This window comes from Haloferax namakaokahaiae (assembly GCF_042663225.1).
GTDB lineage: Archaea > Halobacteriota > Halobacteria > Halobacteriales > Haloferacaceae > Haloferax > Haloferax namakaokahaiae.
The window spans coordinates 508,825-531,941 of the sequence record NZ_JBHTAA010000001.1 but is presented as its reverse complement, the minus strand read 5'-3'; the positions used below and the strand labels follow the sequence as shown (position 1 = coordinate 531,941).

Annotated in this window: 21 protein-coding genes and 1 tRNA gene; 12 read left to right on the top strand and 10 right to left on the bottom strand. The window is 60.5% G+C overall.

Translation table 11 applies throughout. From position 1 onward, the window contains the following. Positions 1–7 precede the first annotated feature (7 nt). On the bottom strand, positions 8–1,150 hold the full coding sequence (locus ACFQJC_RS02915) for a CBS domain-containing protein (RefSeq protein WP_390221749.1): 1,143 nt from the start codon (positions 1,148–1,150) through the stop codon (positions 8–10). Between the two features lie 378 nt (positions 1,151–1,528). Here ACFQJC_RS02915 and ACFQJC_RS02910 point away from each other — a divergent pair, with 378 nt between their 5' ends. The 6 genes from ACFQJC_RS02910 (at position 1,529) to ACFQJC_RS02885 (ending at position 11,173) form a co-directional block, all read left to right on the top strand. Then, entirely contained in the window at positions 1,529–3,748 is a 2,220-nt protein-coding gene (locus ACFQJC_RS02910; RefSeq protein ID WP_390221748.1) for a type II/IV secretion system ATPase subunit, read from the top strand. Beyond that, positions 3,738–5,858 carry a type II secretion system F family protein gene (locus ACFQJC_RS02905; protein ID WP_390221747.1) on the top strand — a complete coding sequence of 707 codons (2,121 nt, stop codon included), beginning with the start codon at positions 3,738–3,740 and terminating at the stop codon, positions 5,856–5,858. Before ACFQJC_RS02910 ends, ACFQJC_RS02905 begins: the two co-directional genes overlap by 11 nt. 4 nt (positions 5,859–5,862) lie before the next feature. Then, a complete protein-coding gene (locus ACFQJC_RS02900; RefSeq protein WP_390221746.1) occupies positions 5,863–8,028 on the top strand; it encodes a DUF7289 family protein in 2,166 nt (721 codons plus the stop codon). Beyond that, entirely contained in the window at positions 8,029–9,936 is a 1,908-nt protein-coding gene (locus ACFQJC_RS02895; protein WP_390221745.1) for a DUF7289 family protein, read from the top strand. It begins immediately after the preceding gene. Positions 9,937–10,012: 76 nt separating this feature from the next. Further along, positions 10,013–10,696, top strand: a complete 684-nt coding sequence (locus ACFQJC_RS02890) for a haloacid dehalogenase type II (RefSeq protein ID WP_390221744.1) — start codon at positions 10,013–10,015, stop codon at positions 10,694–10,696. A 93-nt stretch (positions 10,697–10,789) separates the two neighbouring features. Continuing rightward, positions 10,790–11,173, top strand: coding sequence for a hypothetical protein (locus tag ACFQJC_RS02885; protein WP_390221743.1), 384 nt, complete (start codon positions 10,790–10,792; stop codon positions 11,171–11,173). Positions 11,174–11,218: 45 nt separating this feature from the next. Here the strand turns inward: ACFQJC_RS02885 and ACFQJC_RS02880 are convergent, their stop codons facing one another. Then, positions 11,219–12,406, bottom strand: coding sequence for a DUF7282 domain-containing protein (locus ACFQJC_RS02880; protein ID WP_390221742.1), 1,188 nt, complete (start codon positions 12,404–12,406; stop codon positions 11,219–11,221). A gap of 485 nt (positions 12,407–12,891) precedes the next feature. Here ACFQJC_RS02880 and ACFQJC_RS02875 point away from each other — a divergent pair, with 485 nt between their 5' ends. Next, positions 12,892–13,218 (top strand): hypothetical protein, encoded by a 327-nt coding sequence (locus ACFQJC_RS02875; RefSeq protein ID WP_390221741.1) that lies wholly within the window; start codon positions 12,892–12,894, stop codon positions 13,216–13,218. On the opposite strand, the gene ACFQJC_RS02870 is transcribed toward ACFQJC_RS02875, so the two are convergent. Next, a complete protein-coding gene (locus tag ACFQJC_RS02870) occupies positions 13,215–13,457 on the bottom strand; it encodes a hypothetical protein (protein ID WP_390221740.1) in 243 nt (80 codons plus the stop codon). The two genes, ACFQJC_RS02875 and ACFQJC_RS02870, sit on opposite strands and share 4 nt — an antisense overlap. A gap of 156 nt (positions 13,458–13,613) precedes the next feature. Between ACFQJC_RS02870 and ACFQJC_RS02865 the strand changes: the two genes are divergently transcribed. Further along, positions 13,614–14,117, top strand: coding sequence for a GNAT family N-acetyltransferase (locus ACFQJC_RS02865; protein WP_390221739.1), 504 nt, complete (start codon positions 13,614–13,616; stop codon positions 14,115–14,117). A gap of 101 nt (positions 14,118–14,218) precedes the next feature. Here the strand turns inward: ACFQJC_RS02865 and ACFQJC_RS02860 are convergent, their stop codons facing one another. Both ACFQJC_RS02860 and ACFQJC_RS02855 read right to left on the bottom strand, forming a co-directional pair. Next, positions 14,219–14,977 (bottom strand): hypothetical protein, encoded by a 759-nt coding sequence (locus ACFQJC_RS02860; RefSeq protein WP_390221738.1) that lies wholly within the window; start codon positions 14,975–14,977, stop codon positions 14,219–14,221. Between the two features lie 615 nt (positions 14,978–15,592). Beyond that, entirely contained in the window at positions 15,593–15,769 is a 177-nt protein-coding gene (locus ACFQJC_RS02855) for a DUF5786 family protein (RefSeq protein WP_390221737.1), read from the bottom strand. A gap of 572 nt (positions 15,770–16,341) precedes the next feature. Between ACFQJC_RS02855 and ACFQJC_RS02850 the strand changes: the two genes are divergently transcribed. After that, positions 16,342–17,334 (top strand): tyrosine-type recombinase/integrase, encoded by a 993-nt coding sequence (locus ACFQJC_RS02850; protein ID WP_390221736.1) that lies wholly within the window; start codon positions 16,342–16,344, stop codon positions 17,332–17,334. 712 nt (positions 17,335–18,046) lie between these two features. Here ACFQJC_RS02850 and ACFQJC_RS02845 read toward each other — a convergent pair. From ACFQJC_RS02845 to ACFQJC_RS02825, 5 genes are all read right to left on the bottom strand, one after another. Then, a complete protein-coding gene (locus ACFQJC_RS02845) occupies positions 18,047–18,505 on the bottom strand; it encodes a hypothetical protein (protein ID WP_390221735.1) in 459 nt (152 codons plus the stop codon). 210 nt (positions 18,506–18,715) lie between these two features. Further along, a tRNA-Val gene (locus ACFQJC_RS02840) sits at positions 18,716–18,790 on the bottom strand. 63 nt (positions 18,791–18,853) lie between these two features. Then, positions 18,854–19,105 carry a hypothetical protein gene (locus ACFQJC_RS02835; RefSeq protein ID WP_390221734.1) on the bottom strand — a complete coding sequence of 84 codons (252 nt, stop codon included), beginning with the start codon at positions 19,103–19,105 and terminating at the stop codon, positions 18,854–18,856. A 230-nt stretch (positions 19,106–19,335) separates the two neighbouring features. Continuing rightward, positions 19,336–19,869, bottom strand: a complete 534-nt coding sequence (locus tag ACFQJC_RS02830; RefSeq protein ID WP_390221733.1) for a cob(I)yrinic acid a,c-diamide adenosyltransferase — start codon at positions 19,867–19,869, stop codon at positions 19,336–19,338. Next, positions 19,866–20,108, bottom strand: a complete 243-nt coding sequence (locus tag ACFQJC_RS02825; RefSeq protein ID WP_390221732.1) for a glutaredoxin family protein — start codon at positions 20,106–20,108, stop codon at positions 19,866–19,868. The genes ACFQJC_RS02830 and ACFQJC_RS02825 overlap by 4 nt, the downstream gene beginning before the upstream one ends. Positions 20,109–20,290: 182 nt before the next feature. On the opposite strand from ACFQJC_RS02825, the gene ACFQJC_RS02820 reads away from it, so the two are divergent. Genes ACFQJC_RS02820 through ACFQJC_RS02810 form a run of 3 tightly spaced genes read left to right on the top strand, consistent with a single transcriptional unit; the run spans position 20,291 to position 23,114 of the window. Then, a complete protein-coding gene (locus ACFQJC_RS02820) occupies positions 20,291–21,379 on the top strand; it encodes a metal ABC transporter substrate-binding protein (RefSeq protein ID WP_390221731.1) in 1,089 nt (362 codons plus the stop codon). Further along, positions 21,376–22,119 (top strand): metal ABC transporter ATP-binding protein, encoded by a 744-nt coding sequence (locus tag ACFQJC_RS02815; RefSeq protein ID WP_390221730.1) that lies wholly within the window; start codon positions 21,376–21,378, stop codon positions 22,117–22,119. Before ACFQJC_RS02820 ends, ACFQJC_RS02815 begins: the two co-directional genes overlap by 4 nt. Next, complete coding sequence (locus ACFQJC_RS02810) at positions 22,116–23,114, top strand: metal ABC transporter permease (RefSeq protein ID WP_390221729.1); 999 nt, start codon at positions 22,116–22,118, stop codon at positions 23,112–23,114. Before ACFQJC_RS02815 ends, ACFQJC_RS02810 begins: the two co-directional genes overlap by 4 nt. The last annotated feature ends 3 nt before the right edge of the window (positions 23,115–23,117 follow it).

The window sequence follows — 23,117 nt, the reverse complement described above, 5'->3', positions numbered from 1 at the left end:
GTTCGGCTTAGAGTTCGTTCAGCTTCCGGAGCAACTGGCCGCGGTAGCGCTCGTCGGCTTCGAAGCCCTTCTGTTCGAGCACGTTGCGTTCGAGTTTGTCGAGCGCGACGTGGAACGCGTGTTCTGCGCCGTAGCCCTCGCCACTGCCCGCCAGTTGCCCGTGACTGGTGCGGAGGCGAATCTGGCACTGGATGAGCGGCGTGCCGCGGAGTTTCTCCTTGTGTTCGTGGAAGCGAACGTGGGCGTGCATGACGTTCATCCGCTGGTACTTGTCGGCAACCTCGGTGATTGCGTTGATGATGTTCTCGCGGGTGAGCGTCTCCAGCAGGTCGATGTTGGTCACCTGCACGTCCATGCGCTCTTGTTCGGTGTAGGTGAGCGCACGGAGCACGTCCGTCTTGGTGAGGACGCCGAGCACCTCGCCGTCGTCGTCAGCCGGGGTGATGATGAGACCGGCGATGTCGTTTTCGAGCATTCGCGCCACCGCGTCGCGCACCGATTCCTCGGGCGTCGCGGTGAGCGCGGGACTCGTCATGAGGTCGTAGACCGGCAGGTCGAGCATCCGGTCGATGTCGCCGCGGCGATCCTGTTTGCCCTGTCGGCCCTCGTCGCGCACCATGAACTCGACGAGGTCGTAGGTGGTCAGGACGCCGGCGAGTCGGTTGTCACCGTTGACGACCGGAAGCCGCGAGATGCCGTTTTCGCGGAGGCTGTGGATAGCCTGCCCGAGGTGGTCGCGTTCGCCGATGGTAATCACGTCGTCGGTGTAGATTTGGTCCACTGCGAGGGCGTCCAGATTTTCGAGGACAGCTTCGAGGATGGCGTCCTGCGTCACGATGCCGTAGAGGTCCCCGTTCTCGTAGACTGGCGCGATTTTCGTATCGCCCTCGACGAGCATGCGCGCGACTTCGCGCACGTTCTCGTGACGGTCGATTTTGGGGGCAGGCTTCATCAGCGCCGCGGCCTTGGTGTTGTCTTCGACGTGCGAGTTGATGAGCTGTTTCTCACCGACAACTCCCGCGTACTCACCATCATCCATCACGATGATGCCCTTCGGATTTTCACGCTCAAAGAGAGAGCGGACCTTGCCTAATCGCTCGGTGGCTTTGACCTCGACGTAATCGGGAGTCGCGATATCAGCAATATCCATAATACACTTTCATATACAACCCGTCCTGTCTTGAAGCTTCGTCCCTTTTCTTCACAACTGAAAATCATGAAATCGCAAGGCGCTGTCGGGGCGGAAGCGTCGAATTCAGACGAGAGACGCAATCTACCTGTGTTTTTGAATGTCATGGTCCGTGCTAACATGTGAAATTCGTGCGACGTAATGCGCCACGCGCATATTCGGCGTGCGCCCGGCGTCGCTAAACGAGTCATTTCGCCATTCGTTTGACGAAATCCACTGCCTGCTTCGAATTGGCGAACGCAATCATTCCGCGGGTAACTAGGTCCTAACGACCGGATTCGAACATATAGCTTCTCCATACTTACACAGTTTCCAGTCGTTCAGTGTATCCAGAGAATGATGCCTTCTGACAAAATGAACACACACTCGGGGCGAGACGACGACACAGTCCGAACTGACGGAAGCGGCGTGACCGAACTGGTCCCCACCACGGGCGTCGAAGCCATGGCCGCACGCGCGAGAGAACTTCCAATTCCCGCGTCCGAGCGAATCGAGTTCGGTGAACCCGAGACCGACGACCTCGAAGCCGACGCCGAGACCGGCGAGTCCGAACCACGTCCCGAGACCCTGCGCGAAGCGGTGCTCCGGGAAGTCAAAGCGTTCTTCGCCGAACTCGACTCAGAGACGGCGTTCGCTCCGGCCCCGTCGGACGAGTTCATCGAGGAGCGCTTCTTCGACTTCTCCTTTCTCGACGACGTCGAAGACACCGAGCACTACTGGGTGAACAAGCCGTTCGCGTTCGTCTCCATCGTCTACGACCCGCAGGCGCGCGAACACCGCTACCACGTCACCGAGCCGGCGCTCGACTCCTTCGAGTCGTTCGTCCGCGACGACCTGACGAAGATTCTCCGCAACAGCCTGCTCTACCGCGACCTCGACCACGACGGCGAGCGCGAGGACGTCTTCGACGACGAGGCCCGCGACATCATCAGCGACCACGCCGCGACCGTCGAAGACGGCTCGCTCTGGAAGTTGTACTACTTCCTCCTGCGCGATTTCATCCACTACGGTCGCATCGACCCGATCATCCGCGACCCGCTCATCGAGGACATCTCCTGCGACGGCGACGCCGTTCCGGTGTACGTCTTCCACGGAGCCTACCGCGACATGCCGTCGAACATCGTCTTCGAAGACGGCGACCTCTCGTCGTTCACGATTCGCCTCGCCCAGCGCGCGGGCAAGCAACTCACGGTCTCTGACCCCCTCGTTGACGCCAGCCTTCCGGACGGTTCCCGCGTCCAGTTGACCCTCGGCTCCGACATCGCCACCCGCGGGTCGAACTTCACCATCCGCAAATTCTCGGACGAACCGCTCTCGCCCGTGGACCTCCTGCGGTCGAACACCTTCAGCGTCGAACAGATGGCGTACTTCTGGCTCGCCATCGAGAACAACCGCTCGCTGGTGTTCGCCGGCGGCACCGGCTCCGGCAAGACCACCTCCATGAACGCGGTGTCGTTCTTCGTCCCCGGCCACGCGAAAGTGGTCTCCATCGAAGACACCCGCGAAATCACCCTCCCGCACGACAACTGGATTCAATCGGTCACCCGCGACACCTTCACCGCCGACGGTCGCGGCGAGGTGTCGATGTACGCGCTGTTGCAGGCCGCCCTCCGCCAGCGCCCCGAGTACCTCCTCGTCGGCGAGATTCGCACCGAAGAACGCGTCGCACTGACCTTCTTCCACGCGATTGCGACGGGCCACACCGCCTACACGACGTTCCACGCGGACTCCTCGGAGGGTGTCGTCCACCGCATGCGCAACGAACCGCTCGGCGTCCCCTCGCAGATGCTGTCGGAACTCGACATCATCTCGGTCCAGAAGCAGATCTACCTCGACGGTGACCGCACCCGCCGCAACGTCGCGGTCACGGAAGTCGTGGACGTGGACGAAGACGGCGAGGTCGAACTGGCCGACGCGTTCACCCGCGACCCGACCAACGACACGCACGTGAAAGCCGGGTCGTCGAAAGTCCTCGACGACATCGCCACCGAACGCGGCTGGACCAAGAGCGAACTCCAGTACGAACTGGACGTGCGCGCCGACGTGCTCCGCTACATGCTCGCCCAAGGCGTCACCCACTACCTCGACGTTGCCGCGGTCATCCGCCGCTTCGAACGCGACCGGCAGGGTCTCCTCGAAAAGGTCTACGAGAACACCTCGCTCGTCACCGTCGAAGACGAGAGTGACGACTCGAACGCCGGGTTCGACATCGACGACGACGCCGGTGTGCGAGACGTTTCGGACGCGACGGGCGACCGCGACGCTCCCGAAGACGCCACCTTCGACCTCGACGGCGAAGACGTGGTCGAAGTCTCCGAAGACACGGCCGACCTCCTGTCGGAACTGTTCGATATCGACCTCGGCGCTGACGAGGACGAAATCGAGGCGATAGAGAAACAGATGGTCGAAGAAGCCGACTCGGAGACTGACGCAGATTCCGACGACATCGACTCGACAGACGCTGACGAGACCGACTCGGCCGACGACACCCACGCCACGGACGACGCCGTCGCGGATGAGTCCGCCAGCGACGTCGCGGAGGAAGCGAATGACCGCTGACTCCGAGATGGGGATGCCCCTGCCCGACTACGAAGTCGAGCAGTACTTCCCACGCGAGGCGATTCAGGAGTCGCCCGAAGAGGTTCGCCAACTCCGCGAGCGCTACGGCTACATCCGAACGTACTTCAAGCGCCACCCCGCGGCGCACCGTGACCTCCAGCGCTGGTTGAACCAGGGCCGCGTCGGGACGACCTACGACGTGTACCTCACCGAGTCGGTCAAACTCGCGGCCATCGCCGCGCTCGGTGGCGGCCTGGTCGGCGCGCTCGTCGCGTTCGTCTTCGCCCAACTCGGCGTCCTCGCTGGACTGTCGCTTCCCGCACTCGTCTCGCCCGGTCTCGCCGAGACCCTGCGCCCGCTGAAGGTGCCCGCCCTCGGGTTCCTCCTGGCGCTCCTCGTCGGCTCGATGCTCGGCGTGGGAACCTACTACGTCCGCTACTACCTGCCCAAGAGTCGCGCGACGATGCGCGGTCGGAACATCGACATTCTGCTCCCGCACGCCATCGTCTACATGTACGCCCTGAGCCACGGCGGGATGAGCTTCCTCGAAGTCATCCGCGCCGTCGCCGAGGCGGACGACTACGGCGAGGTTTCCGGCGAGTTCGAGATGATCATCCGCGACATGGACCTGTTCGGCAACGACCTGTTCACGGCGCTGCGCAACTCGCGCAACCTCACCTCGTCGCTCAACTTCGAGCAGTTCCTCGACGACCTCCTCTCGGTCATCGACTCCGGCGGCGACGTGACCGCCTTCCTCGACCGCGAATCTTCGACCTACCTCGAAGAGGCCCGCGAAGAGCAAGAAGAGTTCATCGAGACGCTCTCGATGCTCTCGGAGGTGTTCGTCGCGGTGTTCGTCGCCGCGCCGCTCCTGCTCATCGTGACGCTGATGGTCATCAGCTTCCTCGGCGGGAACACCCTCGTCCAACTGTACGCCCTGAGCTACCTCGTCTTCCCGCTCGGGATGGCGATATTCCTCCTGCTCATCGACGTGCTCTCGGCGCCCTACACGCAGGACACGGTCCGGACGAAGGACGACACGACGGTCCTCGATGAGATTCAGACGGTCCTCACTGACGCCTACATCGTTGCGAAACACGAGCTACAGCGCGCCCGCGAGGAACGCTGGGGCGACGGCGACGTCGCCGCTGACGGCGGTATCGCGGACGCTCGCATGGACGACTACCGCCGAACGATGGTCGTCCACAACCTCGTGGACCTCCTCGACGACCCGCTCGAACTGCTGAAGCAACAGCCCTACCTGACGATGCTGGCCACCGTCCCCGCGGCAATCGCGGCACTCGGTGCAATCGTCGTCCTCGGACTGGCCTCGCCGACGCTCGATGCGATGTTCGCCGACCCGTACGGCACGACGCTCTGGCTCGTCGCCGTTCCGTTCGCCATCGTCACGGTGCCCCTCATGGTGTTCCACGAGATGCGCCGCCACTACGAACAGAGCCTCGAACGCCGCTTCCCCGACACGCTCAACCTGCTGTCGAGCGCGAACCAGATGGGTATCCCCCTCACCGAATCGCTCGCGCTCGTCTCGCGCTGGTCGTCGGGTGCGCTGGCCTCGGAACTCAAAACCCTCCGCAACGACATCACGTGGAATCACGACACGAACAAGGCGCTCATGGCGTTCGCCGCGCGCCTCCGCGTGCCGCAGCTCTCCCGCGTCATTCGCCTCATCGCAAGTGGTGGCCGCACCAGCGGCGACCTCTCGCGCATCCTGAGCGTCGCCGCCGAAGACACGCGCAACCGCTACAAACTCGAAAAGTCGCGCCGTCGCGCCATGGGCTCGTACATCGCCATCGTGGTGATTGGGTACTTCGTGTACCTCTTCGTCATCCTGATGCTCGGTGCGAGCTACCTCGCCCCGCTCGCCGAACTCTCGCTGCCCGAGACGGCCGCGGGCGCGTCGAGTCTCCCAATGGGCATCTCGTCGGTCCCAATCGACCGCTACAACGTGGTGTTCCTCCACTCGTCGCTCATCCAAGCAATCGGCAGCGGCCTGCTCGCAGGCAAACTCGCCGACAACAGCGCACTCAGCGGCCTGAAATACGCCCTCGGACTGGCCGCAGTCTGCCTCGTCGCGTTCGCACTGGTGTAAATCAATGACCCCCTCACAATCGCTCTCATACGTTCAAACGCCCCTCAGGCACGTCTGCCGCGGACTCCGCTCGTCACTCGGACGGGCGAGTCCGCACTTCGGCAGTGACGACCGCGGCGCATCCGCGGTGCTCGGGACCGTCCTCGCGTTCGGTCTCGTCATCTCCCTGCTCGCCATGGTGCAAGTCTCGGCGGTTCCCGCGTGGAACCAGCAGGCCGAGTTCGAGCACCTGACCGACGCGGAAGCCGACTTCGCCGCCCTCGACGAGAGTGTCGCGCTCGCGGCCGATGGCCGAACGAGCCGTGCGACCGTCGCCGGCAGCGTCACCTACCCCACTCGCGCGTTCTTCGTCTCGCCCACGCCCGGCGTCGGGACGCTCAAGATGACCGACGAACAGGTCGCCAGCATCGACAACGCGGTGGCGACCGGCGAGACCGGCACTTACTGGGACGGCAGCGCGAAGTCGTTCGACGCCCAGTCGTTCCACTACGAGCCGAGCTACAACACGCTCAACCAGCCCACGCTCGCCCACGAGGGATTCGCGCAGTACACCGCCTACGCCAACGGCAACGAAACGAACGAAGTCGGCGCGACCCAGCGCCTCGTCGATGGCACGACCATCTCGCTCGTCCTCCTCGAAGGTGAGATGAACACCGGTAGCGCCGACCCATCGACCATCTCGGTCACCCCTGTCAGCGCCGGCACCGACTACATCACCGTCACCGACGACGGCACCCCAATCACCATCTCGGTGCCCACTCAGCTCTCCGAAGAGACGTGGCAGAACCTCCTCGCCGACGAACCGAACGTCCAGTCGCTCACGTACACCGAGGGCGGCGACTACAACACGCTCACGGTCGAACTCAGACCCGGCCGAACCTACGACCTGCACATCTCGCGGGTCGGCATCAACACCGCAGGCTCCGACCAGGAACCAGCCTACATGGTCGATGTCGAAGGCGCGAACGAAGTCGTCCCCGCCGGCGCGAACCAGCGCGTCGTCGTCGAAGTCCGCGACGAACAGAACAACCCCGTCTCGAACGCGAAAGTCACTGCCGACGACGACGACGGTCGCGTCTTCGTCCGCGGCGACGGTCCCGGCACGACTTCGACGGTCACCGACTCGAACGGCCGCGCGACGTTCGTCTACCGCGCGCAGGACTCGCTCGACGGCGTCGTCTCCGACGAGTTCGACATCTCCGTCGAGAACTCCTCGGGGACCGAAGTGGACCGGATGACCTTCGAGGTACAGGTCCGTGAGAACGGCGTCGCCGACCCCGTCCGCGGTCTCGTCGCCAACGTCTACGACCCCGGCTACGTCTACGCCGAGAGCGCAGACGGCTCTCGAAGACAGATTAACGACACCGGAACCGGCGGCGACGTGGTTTACGACGCCGGTTCGGACCGGCTCGTCGTCCCACCGAGCGTCTCGACGATTACCGCCGACGAGAGCGTCACGCTGCGCGGTGAGGGCGTCTCGCTCCACACCGACGTGATCACCTACGACACCGACGGTGACATCACGGTCGAGGCCAACTCCGGGTCGTTCGACGCGGTCGGCGTGAGCCTCACCGCCGGCAAGAACGGCGATATCACCGTCTCCGCCGACGAGACCGTGGACCTCACGGGCGCGTCGGTTAACCAACTCGGCAAGGGTGACGTGTCGATTACCGCTGGTGGCGACATCACCCTCGACAGCGCCGGCATGACCGCCGTCGAACCCGGCGAGGAACTCTCGGTCGAATCGACGGGTGGCTTCGTCAGCGCCCGCAACGCCGACCTCAGCAGCAACGGCGACGTGGTGATTCTCGGCGAGACCGGCGTTGACCTCGCCGGTGCGGGCATCAGCAGCGTGAAAGACAACGACGACGTGGTGGTCGAATCCGCGACGGGCGGTATCAACCTCAACGGCGTCGTGATGCTCGCCGATGGCGACATCGACATCGACGCCGAGACCAACGTGTACGTCGTCGGTGCCAACATCGCCTCGTCGAAGGGGAGCGCCGACGTGGTCATCACCGCCGACACCGGGATGGTCAGCGGCCGCGAACCCGCCATCTCCGCGAAGGGCGATATCACCATCACCGCCGCGACGCGCATCTCCATCCCCGACGCCTCGCTCGACGCCGACGGCGACCTGAACATCAGCGCGCCGGAGGAGGAGTACTAGATGACCCGGCGAACCACCGACTCCCGCGGCGTCTCCGAAATCCTCGGGCTCATCCTCGCGTTCGGGCTCGTCGTCTCGGTCATCGCCGTCGTCCAGATGGCCGGCACGCCGGTCTGGACCGCGGGCGACGAAGCAGCGCACAACGCCCGCGTCTCGTCGGACCTCGCAAGCCTCGACAGCGCCGTCTTCCGCACCGCCGGGTTCGACCAGCAGGGAAGCGTCGCCGTCGAGACCGACCTCTCGTACGACAACCGCTACATCTCGCTGTCGCCCCCCGACGCGACCGGGGTGTTCACGACGACCGACGCGGAGTCGGTCACGCTCGAACACGCCGTCGCACTCGGTGCCGAATCGACCTACTGGAACGGCACGACCTACGCGTTCGGCAACGCGACGACGCTCCGTTACGCCCCGCAGTACACCGAACGCGAGAGCCAGTCGCTCGTCATCGAGTCCGGCGTCTCCTACCTCGACGCCGAGGGCGACATCGTCGTCAACAGACAGTCGCTCGTCAGCGGCACGACGGTCAACCTCGTCATCCTCGAAGGCGACCTCGACGGTCACACGACGGCGGGCGAAACCGTCTCGCTCAGCGCCGTCTCGACGCGAACCGAGTCGCTCACCGTCTCGGACGATGGCTCGCCGATTCGAATCACGGTCCCCACCGGTCTCTCGGAAGCAGCGTGGGACGACCTGCTCGCCGACGAACCCCACGCGAGCGTCGTGTTCGGCGACCCAGACGGCAACCCCAACACGGTCACTGTCGAACTCGCGGCGGGCCAGACCTACGACCTGCGAATCGCTCGCATCAGCATCGGAACGGCGCTCGAACCGACCGACGCCGAGTACGTCATCGTCGAAGAAGGCGACTTAGCCGGCGTCCCCGCGGGCGGCGAACAGACGCTCGTCGTTCGCGCCTTCGACGAGTACGGCGCGCCCGCGGCGGGTGCACAGATTACGTTCGCGGACACGACGCCCCTCGGCGGTTCCGTCGCGGCACCCGACGGTTCGACCACCGTTCGAACCGACGAGTCCGGCCGCGCTCGACTCGTCTACACCGCCCCCAGCGACGTGACCAGCATCGAGTCCGATACGGTCAACGTCTCGATTGTCGGTGCGGGCGGTCCCGCCGCGACGACGACTATCGAGTTGGAAGTCCGCGGCGTCGGCGACTCGTACAACGTCAGAAACGTCGAAGCCACCGCGACACCCGAAGGAACGCCGGAAGCGACTCCAGAGGCAACCCCCGAACCGACGCCAGAAGTGACGCCGGAACCCACTCCGGAGGCGACGCCCGAAGCGACACCTGAAGAGACTCCCGAGCCAACCCCCGAACCTACCCCGGAGCCAACGCCGGACCCTGACCCGATTCCGGAAGAAGACTTCGACATCGACGACGGCACCGTCGTCCCCTCGAGCGACTTCACCGGCGACTTCGAACTCCTCGGCAGCGCAATCAAGGCTGGCTGGTACGACGTACCGGTCGAAGTCACGTTCGTCGTCGGCGAGACGACCTACGCGCCGGACGACTGGGAGAACGTCAACGACGGCGAGAAACGCGCGTTCAACGCCAGTGGGTCCGGCGGCGACGGCATCGTCGTCATCGCCGAGGCCGAGGGCTACGTCAAGGCGAGTTCGGCCGACGACGACAAGCAGGTCCGGGTACTTCGAAACGGCGACCCGGTCCCCGATATCAACGGCTTCGACGGCCAAGACGACGTCGAGGAGTTCGTCGCTCCGTACATCAGCGACGACGGCGAGACCATGGAACTGGCCGACAACCAGGCCATCTTCCTGTTCGAACTCGGTTCGACCAACGAGTACGAGAGCGCGTTCGACATGCAGGACGCGGTCATCCTCGTGACGCTCTGGGAGGACGACGACGCGGACGAGGACGAAGAAGACTAACTCACACCCCCTCGTTCGATTTTCCGGACTGCACAACCGGCGTACCATTAACACACGGTACCACGTATCGTGCGCCATGTCGTTCGACCCGACTCGCGTCTCCACCGTCACGTTCGATTCGTACAGCACGCTCGTCGATGTCGATGCCGCCGAGAAGGCGCTGGCCGAACACGTGGCCGACCCCGAACCCGTCTCGAAACTGTGGCGGGCTCGGTCGCTCGAATACACGTTCGTCGGCAACCCCATCGACGACTATCGCCCTTTCTACGAGGTCAACCGCGCCGCGCTTCAGTACGCCCTCGACGCCTCTGAGGTCCCTGTCTCGGAAGCCGAACGCGACGAAATCCTCGCCGTCTACCACGAACTCGACGTGTTCGACGACGTACGCGACTCCATCGAGCGACTGCAATCCGCCGGCTATGGGTGCTACGTCGTCTCGAACGGAAATCCGGAGATGCTCGATTCGATGGTCGAACACGCCGATATCGGGTCGCTCCTCGACGGCGTCATCAGCGCCGACGAGGTTGCGACGTTCAAGCCCGACGCCGAACTCTACCGCCACGCCGCCGCCAGAACGGGCACGCCAATCGACGAGATTGCCCACGCCACCGCCGCTTGGTTCGACGTGATGGGTGCCCAGCACGCCGGCATGCAGGGCGTCTGGGTGGATAGAAAGTCGTCGCCGTGGGAGCCGTTCGGTCCAGAACCGGACCTGACGGTTCCCGACCTGCGTGCGTTCGCCGACGAACTTGGCGTCTAATCCTGGGGTGACTGTTCTATCGGAATCTCCGGACTACCGCAGGCACATGTACGTCGTGCGAAGAATATTCTCCTCACGCGGTGAGTAGTAGGGATGGAACGAAAGCGTGCAACTGGCGGAATCGTCGCGTTCATCGGCTTCATCCTCTCGCCGCTTTCGTGGTGGAACGACCTCGTAGTCAATCTCCCATTAGCCTACGTGTTCGGCGTTCTCGTCGCCTTTTTCGTTCCAACGTGGTTCCTCCCCGGAATCATCGTCGGCTACTGGCTCACGAACGTGATTGGCTTTATCATGCTCCACAAAGGCGCGCTCGTCGCCGCGACGGGCGAGGATCCGGAGACGACGCCCCGAGCACTCGCTCGTGACGTTGGTATCTCGATTGGGTACACCGCGCTCGTCGTCGTGCTCGTCTGGTACGGCGTGTTGGTCGTCCCAGAGGAGATGCTCCGTGCGATTCAGGACATGGTCTCGCCGTGACGACGTAAAAAAGAAATCTCGGAATATCCGACGTGAGCCGCGTGCTTAGGCCACTTCGTCTGTGGTCACCGTTCCGTCACCGTCGGCGGTTTCGGTTTCCGTAGCGGTTTCGGTTTCGGTTTCAGTGGCAGTTTCAGTTGCGGTTTCGGTTGCCGTTTCGGTTGCCGTCTCAGTGGTGGTTTCCGTAGCCGTCTCAGTGGTCTCTGTCTCAGTTGCCGTCTCCGTCGTGGTGGTTTCAGTTTCGGTCGTGGTTTCGGTCGTCGTCGTTTCGTTCGCCGTGGTCGTCTCGTCGTCCGTCGTTGTGGTTTCGTTGTCCGTCGTCGTCGTGTTATCTTCGGTCGTGGTCGTCGTCGGGGTTGCCGTCTCTTCTTCGACCGTGATGAACGCGTCGTCAGTCACCGGCTCGCCGTCCTCTTCGTACGGGACGTCTTCGTTGCTATCCGGACCAGTGTAGTCGATACGTTCGTTGTCGTTCGTGTCGAGGTGTGCAGTCGCGGTGAGCGTCTGCGACTCCTCGATCATCGGGATGAGCGGAATCGAGATGTTCGACGTGTTACCGGATTCGAGGTACTCGGAGACGCCCAGAATTTCACCGTCTTCGGTCTGAATCGAGACGAAGCCACCCTCAGAGAGGTCGGCGTACTCGACCGTGACGACCATTCCATCACTGGTCTGGTCTTCGAAGTTCAGTGATGCGTCGCCTTCGGGTGCCTCTTCGTCAGTCGTCTCTTCATCGTCTGACGGTGCGGCCGCGCCATCTCCCTCACCTTCTTCGACGAGGTCGATGAGCGCCAGTTCACCGAAGTCGTTGGTTTCGACACCGTGGATGTAGGTCCCGGCTTCGAGACCCGTCGTATCGACTTCGAACGTCACCGTCGCCGTCTCGTTCGCTTCGAGCGTGATGTTACGGCGTTCGACGACGTCACCCTCCAAGCGGAACTCGACAGGCTGTGTCGCTTCTGCGTCGTTCGGGTTCTCTAGCTCTGCGGTGACTTCGATGGTCTCACCAACTTCTGCTTCTTCGGGAGCGGTGAGATTCGATACGTTGAACGACTCGTTCTCGCTCGATTCGTTATCGACCTGTGCGAAGGCTTGCCCATCGACGAGCTGGTCTGTCGGTGCGTCGATGCGTTCTGCGCTGTTGCCCGCTGCTGCGAACCCAACCCCCGCAACCGATGCGGTGATGAGGAACACAGCAACGAACACAGTCGCTGCGCGTGTGCGTGGTTTCATGTACAACCGATGACAAAGTATGCAAGTCATCCAGAAAAACGTCTGAGATTGTTTCGACAGTTTTACACATTTGAGACAATTTTACTCGTCGTTCGCCGTGAGACAGTTTGGGAATATGGGTTCTTAGACCTTGTATTTCGCATTTTTAGGAGTTGCAATTAGTTGAGACACTCTTCGAGAGGGGCCGGTTTAATTGTCAGAAAAGGTCGTTTGTTCTGCAACAGTCCGAAGAAATTGTCTCTTTGCGAGGATGGTCATTGCGAAAAATGTCTCTAATATGACTCTCCACTCCGAGTGAAAAGCACGACGTGGGTACTGTCTGGGACGGTCACTCTTCGAGGGCCTCTCGTAACAGGGATGCAGCATACGTTTTTACGAGACTCCCGGTATCGTGTAGTATGTCACGTCCTCGGCCACGTACCGTTGGTTCATTCTTTCGGGTCGGTACGTTTGGAATCGGGCTTGTACTGTCCGCAAGCGGGGCCTTGGGGCTGTACAATCTCGTGGGAACCGGCGGCGGCATCTGGTTGCGAGTGATTCAATCGTACTGTGTCCTCGCCGCAGGCGCTGGCGGTGTGTTCGTCTACGGGAGTCTCCTCGAACCGAACGCACTCCATCCGATTCTCGTCTTCACGTTCCGAGTCGGCGCGGTGGTGGTACTCTTTCCGAGCATCCTTGCACTCTGGGGCGGTCTCACCGGTGGTGGCGAGTTGGCTCCGCTCTTTTTGACCCTCGGCGGAATCGGTGTCGGCGTCGCGCTCGTGCTCGCTGGGTTTTCGACGCGGTTGGATACGGACAAGTCGTATGATTAGCGATACCAGCGGTAATACGCTGCCACGCCGCCGATGCCACCAACGCAAATGAGAAGGAGCGAGATACCTCGGGCGATATCGCTGAACGGGTCTTCACAGTCGATGAAGTCGTCCGAGTTCGCATCGTCCTGCTCCTGACACGTCTGGATTTGCTGGTGGTTCCAGATACCGATCCACGCGCCGCTGAGGACGAGTGCGAGAAAGAACACGACCGCTATTCGGACGAATGTGTTGCTCATCGACTCGAACACCGGTTTGTGCACTTGTGGGGTGTTGCCATCGAGACCCTACTCTTCGATTATCACTCCCAACTGGAAAATAAATTCTCGCACTCCAACTCCGACCCTCCCGTGGCCCCGCGAGTATTTGCATCTCGTGTTTGTTACTGTACGCCAATGGGTTCTGTGAGAATCTGCGAGGGCTACGTTCCGGGTGTCGTCGGTCGCCTCACCGAGTTACACGCGACGTATTATGGGGCGCTGTGGGACCTCGGTCCCACGTTCGAACGGGACATCGCCGAAGGGATCGCCGCGTTCGTCGGCCGGTATCAGTCGGGTCGGGACGGCCTGTGGACGGTCATCGACGAACGCGATACCGTCATGGGCGGACTCGCCATCGACAGCCGGCCGGATTCCGAAGCTGGGGCGCAACTCCGCTACTTTATCCTCCACCCGTCGCTCCACGGGCAGGGTCTCGGACAGCAGTTACTGGACGAGGCACTCGCCTTCTGCGACCGGCAAGGCTTCGAACGCGTGTTCCTCTGGACGGTTGACGAACTCGAGGCGGCGGTCCATCTCTACGAGAAAGCCGGGTTCGAAGCGACCGACGAAATCGACCCACACACTGGGTGGCGAACCACGATTCCGTATCGACTGTTCGAGCGACGGCGGGAGTGGTGAGGTGGTTTTTCAGGGAATAAGGTGGACAGGTTGGAACCTTGGTCGCCTCCGAGTTCGCGGTTCGCTTTGTTCACCGCTCACTGCCGAACTGCTCCGTATCGTTACGCCGTCGCAGTCCCGTCTGGCGCTTCGGTGGTGGCATCATCAGTTGGCGCCTCACCGTTGTCAGTCGGGGCTTCAGTTGCGGTTTCGGTAGCCGTTTCGGTCGCAGTTTCAGTAGCCGTCTCAGTCTCAGTCGCGGTTTCGGTCGTGGTGGTAGGCGTCTCGGTCGTCGTCGTGGTGGTAGGCGTCTCGGTCGTCGTCGTGGTGGTAGGCGTCTCGGTTGTGGTCGTCTCGTTCGTTTCGTTACCGTCGTCTGCTTCGATGATGACGACCTGTACGTTAGTGACCTGAACGTTGGTCACCTGTACGTTGGTGATCTCTATACTGGTACTATCCTGTGCCGTCCCACCGTCCCCACCGTCGCCGGACTCATCGGTGATGTCGATGAGCGCTAACTCACCGTAGTCGCGCGTTTCGACACCGTGGATGTATGTCCCTGCTTCGAAGTCGCTCGTGTCAACCTCGTAGGTGACCGTCGCATCCTCGTTGGCGTCGAGTTCGACCATCCGTCGCTCGACGACGTCACCGTTCACACGGTACTCGACTTCCTGTGTCGCGGAATTGTCGTTCGGGTTCGTGATGGTGGCGGTGACGTTGATGGTGTCACCTGCTTGTGCTTCCCGCGGGGCGATGAGTTCCGACACGTTGAACGATTCGTTGCTCGCGTCGCCATCGACCTGCATCGAGGGTCCGCTCTCGGTAGCCAACGCTGCTGTTGAACCGATGCGCTGTGTGTTCTCTGCTGCAACGAATCCCATCCCTACTACGGACGCGGTGACGAGAAATACAGCCATGAACACGGCAGCGGTGCGTGTTTCTATTTTCATGTGTAATCAGTGATAAGATTGGATAGCCTTCGAGAAAAACGGTTGAGATTGTTTCGGCAATTTTACACAAGTATCGGTATTCTTCCCCTCGTATGTCTAATTGGAAAGTTATCCACAGCCAGTATCCCCAAAATTCAGTACTATTTGAAATTTTGGGATTGAATCGTTCCACAAGGACGTTCTATATTAATTATCAGAGAAAGTAGATGATCCTGCAATGAGTCGTCAAAATTGTCTCTTTGAGGCGATGCTCTGACGATATATGTTTAAAATTTGATTATTTTGAACACGTCGAACCCACACTCATTCGGTGTCACCAGAGTTGAGGGTGGCTTTGACCGTTGCGCTGGTTTGGATACCGTCTGGAACCCTACTCTGACGGAGACAGTATGCACAGGTAGGCGAACAGTCGCTGCTAATTCTGGGTTGCGACCAAATTGGGGGCGAGCCATCTTCGAACTCAGAACTATCCTTCGCTGCCGAGAGGAGGTATCGCAAAAAAGCGAATGAGACGGCGTCCCAGCGACGGAAACTAACGTTCTGTGGTCACTCTTCGCTTTTTATCTCGCTGAGACGCTCAACGAGTGCGTCCGTCGAGACGTCGCTTTCAACGTTGACCGTCCCTTCGTGTTCGTGTTCGTGGGCGCTGACGCCCTCGATATCCTCATCGTCGTTCGACTGCTGTCGCTCCTGTTCGGACTCGTCGTAGCTTCCAAAACCCATACTCTCCGGTTTTCGACTCCGACGGAAGAACTGCACGGTTTGGGCGGGCGTGTACCGTGTGACCGTACACCTGAGATGGGATTGGTTCGTCGAACGTACTCACGTTCACATAGTTCGCGTGAACTCCACAAAACACAGCCTCGTGTCCTCTCGTTGCGGCGGTTCCTCCGCATACTCGTGCTCACTCCGTTCGCACGAACCTCACTCGCAAATCAGAGATTTGCTCGCTGGTTCGAATCTCCCCGTCACCATTTTCGATTCCACAGACACCTCGCTCCGCTCACGACGTTCGCTGCTCGCGGTTTCACCGCTCGCATTCGAGGTCACACAGTGACCTCGCTGTCGCTCGGAGTTGCGAGGAATCAGAAAATGGGTTGGGGCAGATTCGAACTGCGCCGAGACGTGCTCGCTCACTGCGTTCGCTGTGCGCGTCTCGTCATATTCGCGGTTCGCTCCGCTCACCGCTCACTGCCGACCTGCTCCGTGTGAAGGAGCCGTCATAAACACGAAACCACCATTCGGCGGCTACGGCCCGATGTGCGCGTGGTTCGGGAACAAACATGACCCGAAGTATGTCACCCGAACGCGCAGTCGAACGGTATCTGAAAGAGCGAAAACCCGAGGTTTCCGAATCGACCTACCGGAATCACAAGTATGCACTCAGTCGCTTCGTTGAGTGGGCCGACGAAAACGAGTTGGACGACGTATCCGACCTCGATGGGTTCCACGTCCACGACTTCAAGATTCACCGCCGAGAGACCGGGGGAATCAGCGAGATGACCCTGAAAAACAATATGTGCACACTCAGGGTGTTCGTTCGGTGGTTGGAGTCGATGGATGTCGTTGACGCTGGCCTTGCAGAGCGGATGATTATTCCTTCACCCGATGACGACACCCGCGACACAAAGATAGAACCCGACACCGCCGAGGCGATACTGGGGTATCTGGAAAAGTTCGAGTATGGAACCCTCCGTCACGCACTCTTTGCCCTTCTTTGGGACACCGGATTCCGACTTGGAACAGTTCGAGCACTTGACCTCGGTGATTACCACCCTGATGAACAGTACGTCACTGTCCGTCACCGCCCCGATGAGGCGACACCACTGAAGAACGGAGCTAACGCGGAGCGGGAAGTGAACCTCCACGGGTGGGTCTGTGAGGTGCTGGACGACTACATCCAGATGCATCGCAAGCCGACAACCGACGACTACGACAGGGTGCCACTGTTGACGACTCGCTATGGTCGGCCCGCAGGTACGAACCTCAGACAGAACATCAACGCTCTCACTCGCCCTTGCCACTACAGCGGCGACTGCCCGCACCAACGCGATGAGGCCGCTTGTGAGGCCGCAGATGAGTATCAGAAATCCCAACGTTGTCCCTCATCGGTTCCTCCCCACGCAATCCGTCGGAGTGCTATCACAGCGTGGCTGAACGATGGCCATTCGAAGGAACTGCTTTCCGACCGGATGAACGTCAGCACCAAAACGCTGGAAAAGCACTACGATGCGAGAACAGAGAGCGAGAAACGAGAATTAAGAAAAGAAGCATTCGATATGAAATAGCTGTACGTTTGTAAAATTCAATAACCCCACCAAGGGAGTAGTCGTATCCAAATTCCGGACCGAACCCGTTCTATTCTAACCACTCTCACTGCCCTCAGAATCCACTTGAATACTTAGATGATGGTTGACTCATCAAGCGCTCAGAAACCTTCCTATGGAGCGCACAGTTGGCTTGAGTGGATTCTGAATCAATCTTGGCTCTGACGTAGCCGTGAGATGCGCGAAAGTGTAGTGCAAGGCTCTACTCTGGAGTTTAAAACCGTATAGAGTGTAATTTAATCTAAACCGTGTTTAGAACCGATGACGCCGCGAGGTTTAGTACACTCGCATTGAATAGCAGGTGATAGCTATAACTCTCCCTCATGGTTTGGATGACAGAAAGGGAGCTACTCCGAGAGTAATTACCCCGTTAGTTACAACCCCCTTTGTATTTCCCCCTTAATCGGCTACTTTTTCATTCTTCTGACTGGGCCTTTCTTCGGTCGGCATAGGTGTCTTGCTGGCTCAATTGTGAATTTGACATATGTTCAACTATCCATGCGTGCCCCTTCACTTCTTCCCATATACCAATAGTGTCCACGGAGCAAGTTAGCTCAGGAATCTACCAAAAATTGGCAGAAGTTGCGGGCGTGGTTACTATCTTCTCCGAAATTCCGTAACGGCTGGTGTAATAACCGGCGGCGTCATCGGATTATCTACCGGCAAATCAAGCTCAACCGTTGCTTGCAAGCTTCCATCCGTTTTCGATTCCGTCCACCCGCTCGAACTTCTCTCGTTCTTCGAGTTCGGGCAAGACGAAATCATCCCACCAATCACTCTCAGTTTCGTATCCGACCGGGTGTTCGGGGAAAACCGTGTTTTGTAGCCCAGTCTTGGTCACGACACCGTGATTTCGCAGGTGTTCTTCCACAGCAAAAAATAGAGTCTGTTGATTCCGAACTCTTCGTTCGAAACTCCGGGCAGTTGGACCACTACCGGGGACCTCTCCGGTGGATTCCTCCGATGAACCGCCGGTAATCGCCAGTAGGTAGAACACGACACCAAAAATTCCGAGGATGAAGACGACAATAAACCAGAATAAGCCACTTCGTCCTTGCCCATTCGCGTGGAACGCCACTGCGATTGCAAGGACAAGCCACAACATGGCAATGAACACGAGTAGTCCGTTCATACCTGTGACAGGAATGTCCAGAAATGATAAAGATTGGGTGTTGGCCGTCGAAGGTTTCTAACCGGTAGGGGTTGTCCTTCAACCAGAACCACGCGGCGTCATCGGGTTAGAACACCAACGACCGCTCGCATGGTGGGTTCAAATCGGGCTGAACAGAAAACCACTGGACGGCGATACGACCGTCTCCTTGTTCAGCAACAAACGAAGTAATGGGTTGGGGCAGATTCGAACTGCCGACCTGCTCCGTGTGAAGGAGCCGTCATAACCTGGCTAGACCACCAACCCGGCTACGGTTTTCCGTACCCCGGCGCGTCAATTAAGACTTACGTTGTGGGTCGATTGCGGGGACTACTGTCCCGTCCGACCGACGCGACGACGCACGTCTCCGGCGACTCTCCGACCCCGAGTGGCGGCCTGCCGAGCACCGTATTCGACACGTTCACGTCGAGTCTGCGGCTCCGGCGCTTCGTCTTCCGTCTCCCAGCCCATCGCTCGCATCACGCGACGTCGTAGTGGTGCTGTCTCTTCTTTAAGGCCCGCGTAAAGGTGGTCGAACCCCCGTCCGAAGTAGTATCGAGCGTCACTGAAGTGGCGATTCATACCTCAGATACTCTGGCGAATAAGAAAACGATTGTGCTATTCGGTACCAAATGCCATGAATATCCGAACGACCGACAGTTTTTAGTAATTCTTAGGCGTGCCTAAAACACGGGCAACCCGAACTCCCGCTGGTCGGGTCACCCGCAACGTCTGTCCTTCCGGGACGGAATTACCGTGGGCATGGTTCGACCGTCCTGGAACTCCATTCACTCTCCAAAGCGGGTATGCCGTCAGTAGGTCGGTGCCGACTCGGGCACGCCGTCGCGCTTGTTCACCAGTCGCGCGTAGGTAAACAGCGCGTCCGAGAGTCGATTGAGGTAGGCGACCACCTGCTCGTTGATCGGTTCTTCGCCCGCGAGCGCGACGACGCGTCGTTCCGCACGGCGCGAGACCGCCCGCGCGTGGTGAATCTTGGCCCCGCTTTCGCTCCCACCCGGCAGGATGAACGACCGAAGCGGGTCGAGTTCCTCGTCAGCCTCGTCGATCCACGATTCGAGTGATTCGACGTGCTCGGCGCGAATCTGCGGGTCGTCGTCCTCGGGGTTCGGATTGGCGAGGTCGGCTTGGACGACGTGCAGGTGGTTCTGCATCGCCTCCAGTCGCTCGTCTACGTCGTCGTATCCGGTCGGACGAATCGTCCCGATGAGGGCGTTCACCTCGTCTACGGTGCCGTAGGCCTCGATTCGGTGACTCGTCTTCGAGACGCGCGTCATATCGCGCAGGTCGGTCAGTCCCTCGTCGCCGCGTCCGGTGTAGACTTTCATCGTGCGAGCGTCTGCTCGACGTACTGCAGGATGTTCGCACTCTCGGCCATCGTCACGCCGTGGTCCTCGTCGATGAGCACGGGAACCCCACGTTGGCCGCTCACCTTCTTCACCTCGTTTCGTTTCGAGTGGAGGGCTTCGACCCACTCGGTCTCGTACTCGACGTCGTTCGCATCGAGTGCGTCGTGTACCTTCTCACAGAACGGACAGCCATCCAGCGCGTACAGGACAATTCCCATGCCCGCCGTTTGGACTCTGAAGTCAAAGAGATTTGGACGGCGGTGGTTTGGCGCTGAACTTTCGACTCTCTTCTGGCGACGATTCGAGCTTCGAAGGGTCGCCCCCATCAAATTTAGACTAGTCTAATTTCTGGTTTAGAACATAACTTCTAAATATTTGCCTAGCGCTGTTTCAGTCAAGAATGAATTCAAATCTCGGAACTGACTCCTCACAGCTCTCTCGCAGACGGCTACTCGCCGGTGGTGCGGGTCTCCTCGCAACCGGTCTCGCCGGCTGTCTCGGCGGTGCATCTGGAGGCAGTAGTGGAGAGATGAACACGAACACCGATTCGGACACTTCGGGAGACGGTCCGGTCGTCGTCGCTTCTTTCTTTAGTTTCTACGACTTTGCCCGAAAAGTCGCCAAAGACACGCCGCTGACGGTCAAGAACCTCATCCCGACGGGGCTTCACGGCCACGGCTGGGAACCCAACGCCAGCATCACGCGCGAAATCATCGAGGCGGACGCCTTCATCCACGTCGGCGAAAACTTCCAACCGTGGGCCGACCGCGCGATTCAGACGTTGAAAGACGACGACGTCGATACGCAACTCATCAACGTCCGCGAGGGCGTCGAACTCGTCGAACTCGCCGCGAGCCTCGACCCCGAAGAAGAGGGTGTCGGCGACGGCCGCGGCCAAGACCCGCACTTCTGGCTCGACCCACAGCGCGCCAAGCAATCGGTCGATAACATCACCGAAGGGTTCGTCGAACTCGCCCCCGAGCACGAAGACACGTTCCGCGAGAACGCCGAGGCGTACAAGACCGAGGTGCTCGACCGAATCGACCGCGACTACCAGCAAATCTTCGACAACGCCGACCGCAAGGTCGTCCAACTGGCGGCCCACAACGCCTTCCAGTACCTCGGCGTTCGCTACGGCGTCGAGATGCGCCCGCTCGTCGTCAACCTCGCCGCGAGTGGCGACATCACGCCCTCGGATATCACCGAAGCAAAGCGCGTCATCGAGGAGAACGGAATCAAGTACATCGGCGCGGCCGTCTTCGAGACTCGCCGCCCGGCGAAGCAACTCCTCGCCGAGACGAGCGTCGAAGCCTACTATCCCGTCACTCCCTACGCGGGCGTCCGCGAGGACTGGGTCGAGAACGGATGGGGCTACGAGGAGATAGCCTACAACATCAACATGCCCACCTTCGAAGTCGTCCTCGGGAACAAATCACCCGACGAAATCGAACTCGACGGCTGGAACGAGCAGTGGAGGAACTTCGAATGACCGAGACGCCGGTCGTCGAACTCGACGACGTGACGTTCGGCTACACTGCTTCACCGGTGGTGTCCGATATCTCGCTTCGCATCGACGCCGGCGAGTACCTCGCCATCGTCGGCCCGAACGGGTCGGGAAAATCGACGCTGATGAAACTGCTCCTCGGCTTACTTCGCCCGGATGCCGGCACGGCGCGCTTATTCGGCGAACCCTCGCACACGTTCGACGAGGGTGCGAAAATCGGCTACGTCGCCCAGCACGCGAGCGCGTCGAAGGAGATGCCGATTACGGTCCGCGAAGTCGTCAAGATGGGTCGGTTCCCACACGTCGGCTTCGGCCGCCTCTCGGAGGAAGACAACCGAATCGTGGACGAAGCTATCGAAACCGTCGGGATGACCGCGTTTGCGAATCGACGGGTGACGCAACTCTCTGGCGGCCAGCGCCAACGTGCGTTCATCGCCCGCGCACTCGCTGGCGAGGCCGACTTGCTCGTCCTCGACGAACCGACCGTCGGGGTCGATGCCGAGTCGGTCGAAGCCTTCTACGACCTGCTCGATTCGCTCAACGAGTCGGGAATCACCATCCTCCTCATCGAGCACGACCTGCACGCCGTCACCGACCACGCCGACCGCGTCGTCTGTCTCAACCGCGAGGTGTACTTCGACGGCCCGACCGACGAGTTCGTCGAGAGTAACGCACTGGCTCGGGCGTTCGGTACGCCCATGAGCCTCGCTGGAGGTGCCCAATGAACCCGGTTCTCCTACAGAGCGCGCTCGACCCGGTGCTTGTACCCCTCTACTGGTTCCTCACCGTTTGGTCCGAGGTGATGTTCTTTCTCGCCGACGCCACCGGTCTCGAACTCCTCCAGTACCAGTTCATGCACCGTGCGATTCTCGTCGGCCTGTGTATCGGGGTTATGGCCCCGCTCATCGGGACGTTTCTCGTCCACCGCCAACTCGCGCTCATCGGCGACGCCCTCGCTCACACCGCCTTCGCCGGGGTTGCGATTGGGTTGTTCCTCAATGGTGTATTAAACTTCGGCGTCTCCCCCTATCTGAGCGCCGTCGTCGTCGCCATCATCGCCGCGCTGCTCATCGAACTCATCTCGGAGGCGACCGACGCCTACAACGACGTGTCGATGGCAATCGTCCTCTCGACCGGATTCGCCCTCGGGACGGTGCTCATCAGCATCAACGCGGGTGGTCTCGCCGTCGGTATCAACCAGTATCTGTTCGGCAACCTCTCGACCGTCTCGGCCGAGAACGCCGCCATCCTCCTCGTCCTGTTCGCTATCATCGTCGGCACCGTCGCGCTCACGCGTAACCAACTGCTCTACGTCACCTTCGACGAAACCGCCGCGGCCGTCTCCGGTCTCTCGGTGACGTGGTACAACCGAATCATGGTCATGCTGACCGCGCTGGTCGTCGTCGGCGCGATGCAGATTATGGGTGTGATTCTCGTCGCGGCCATGCTCGTCGTCCCCGTCGCGGCCGCCGCGCAAGTTTCGCGCAGCTTCAACGAATCGCTGCTCGTTTCGGTCGTGCTCGCCGAACTCGCTGTCATCCTCGGTATCGCCGCGTCGTACTACGGTGATGCGACCGCGGGCGGGGTCATCGTCCTCGTCGCCGTCGCAATCTACGTCGTCACCGTCGTCGTCGGCAAGATGCAGTCGAGAATGGGGTCGGACGACACGCCAGAAATCGGGAGTATCGACGCGGCCGAGACGCGTTCTAACTCGGACTAAGAT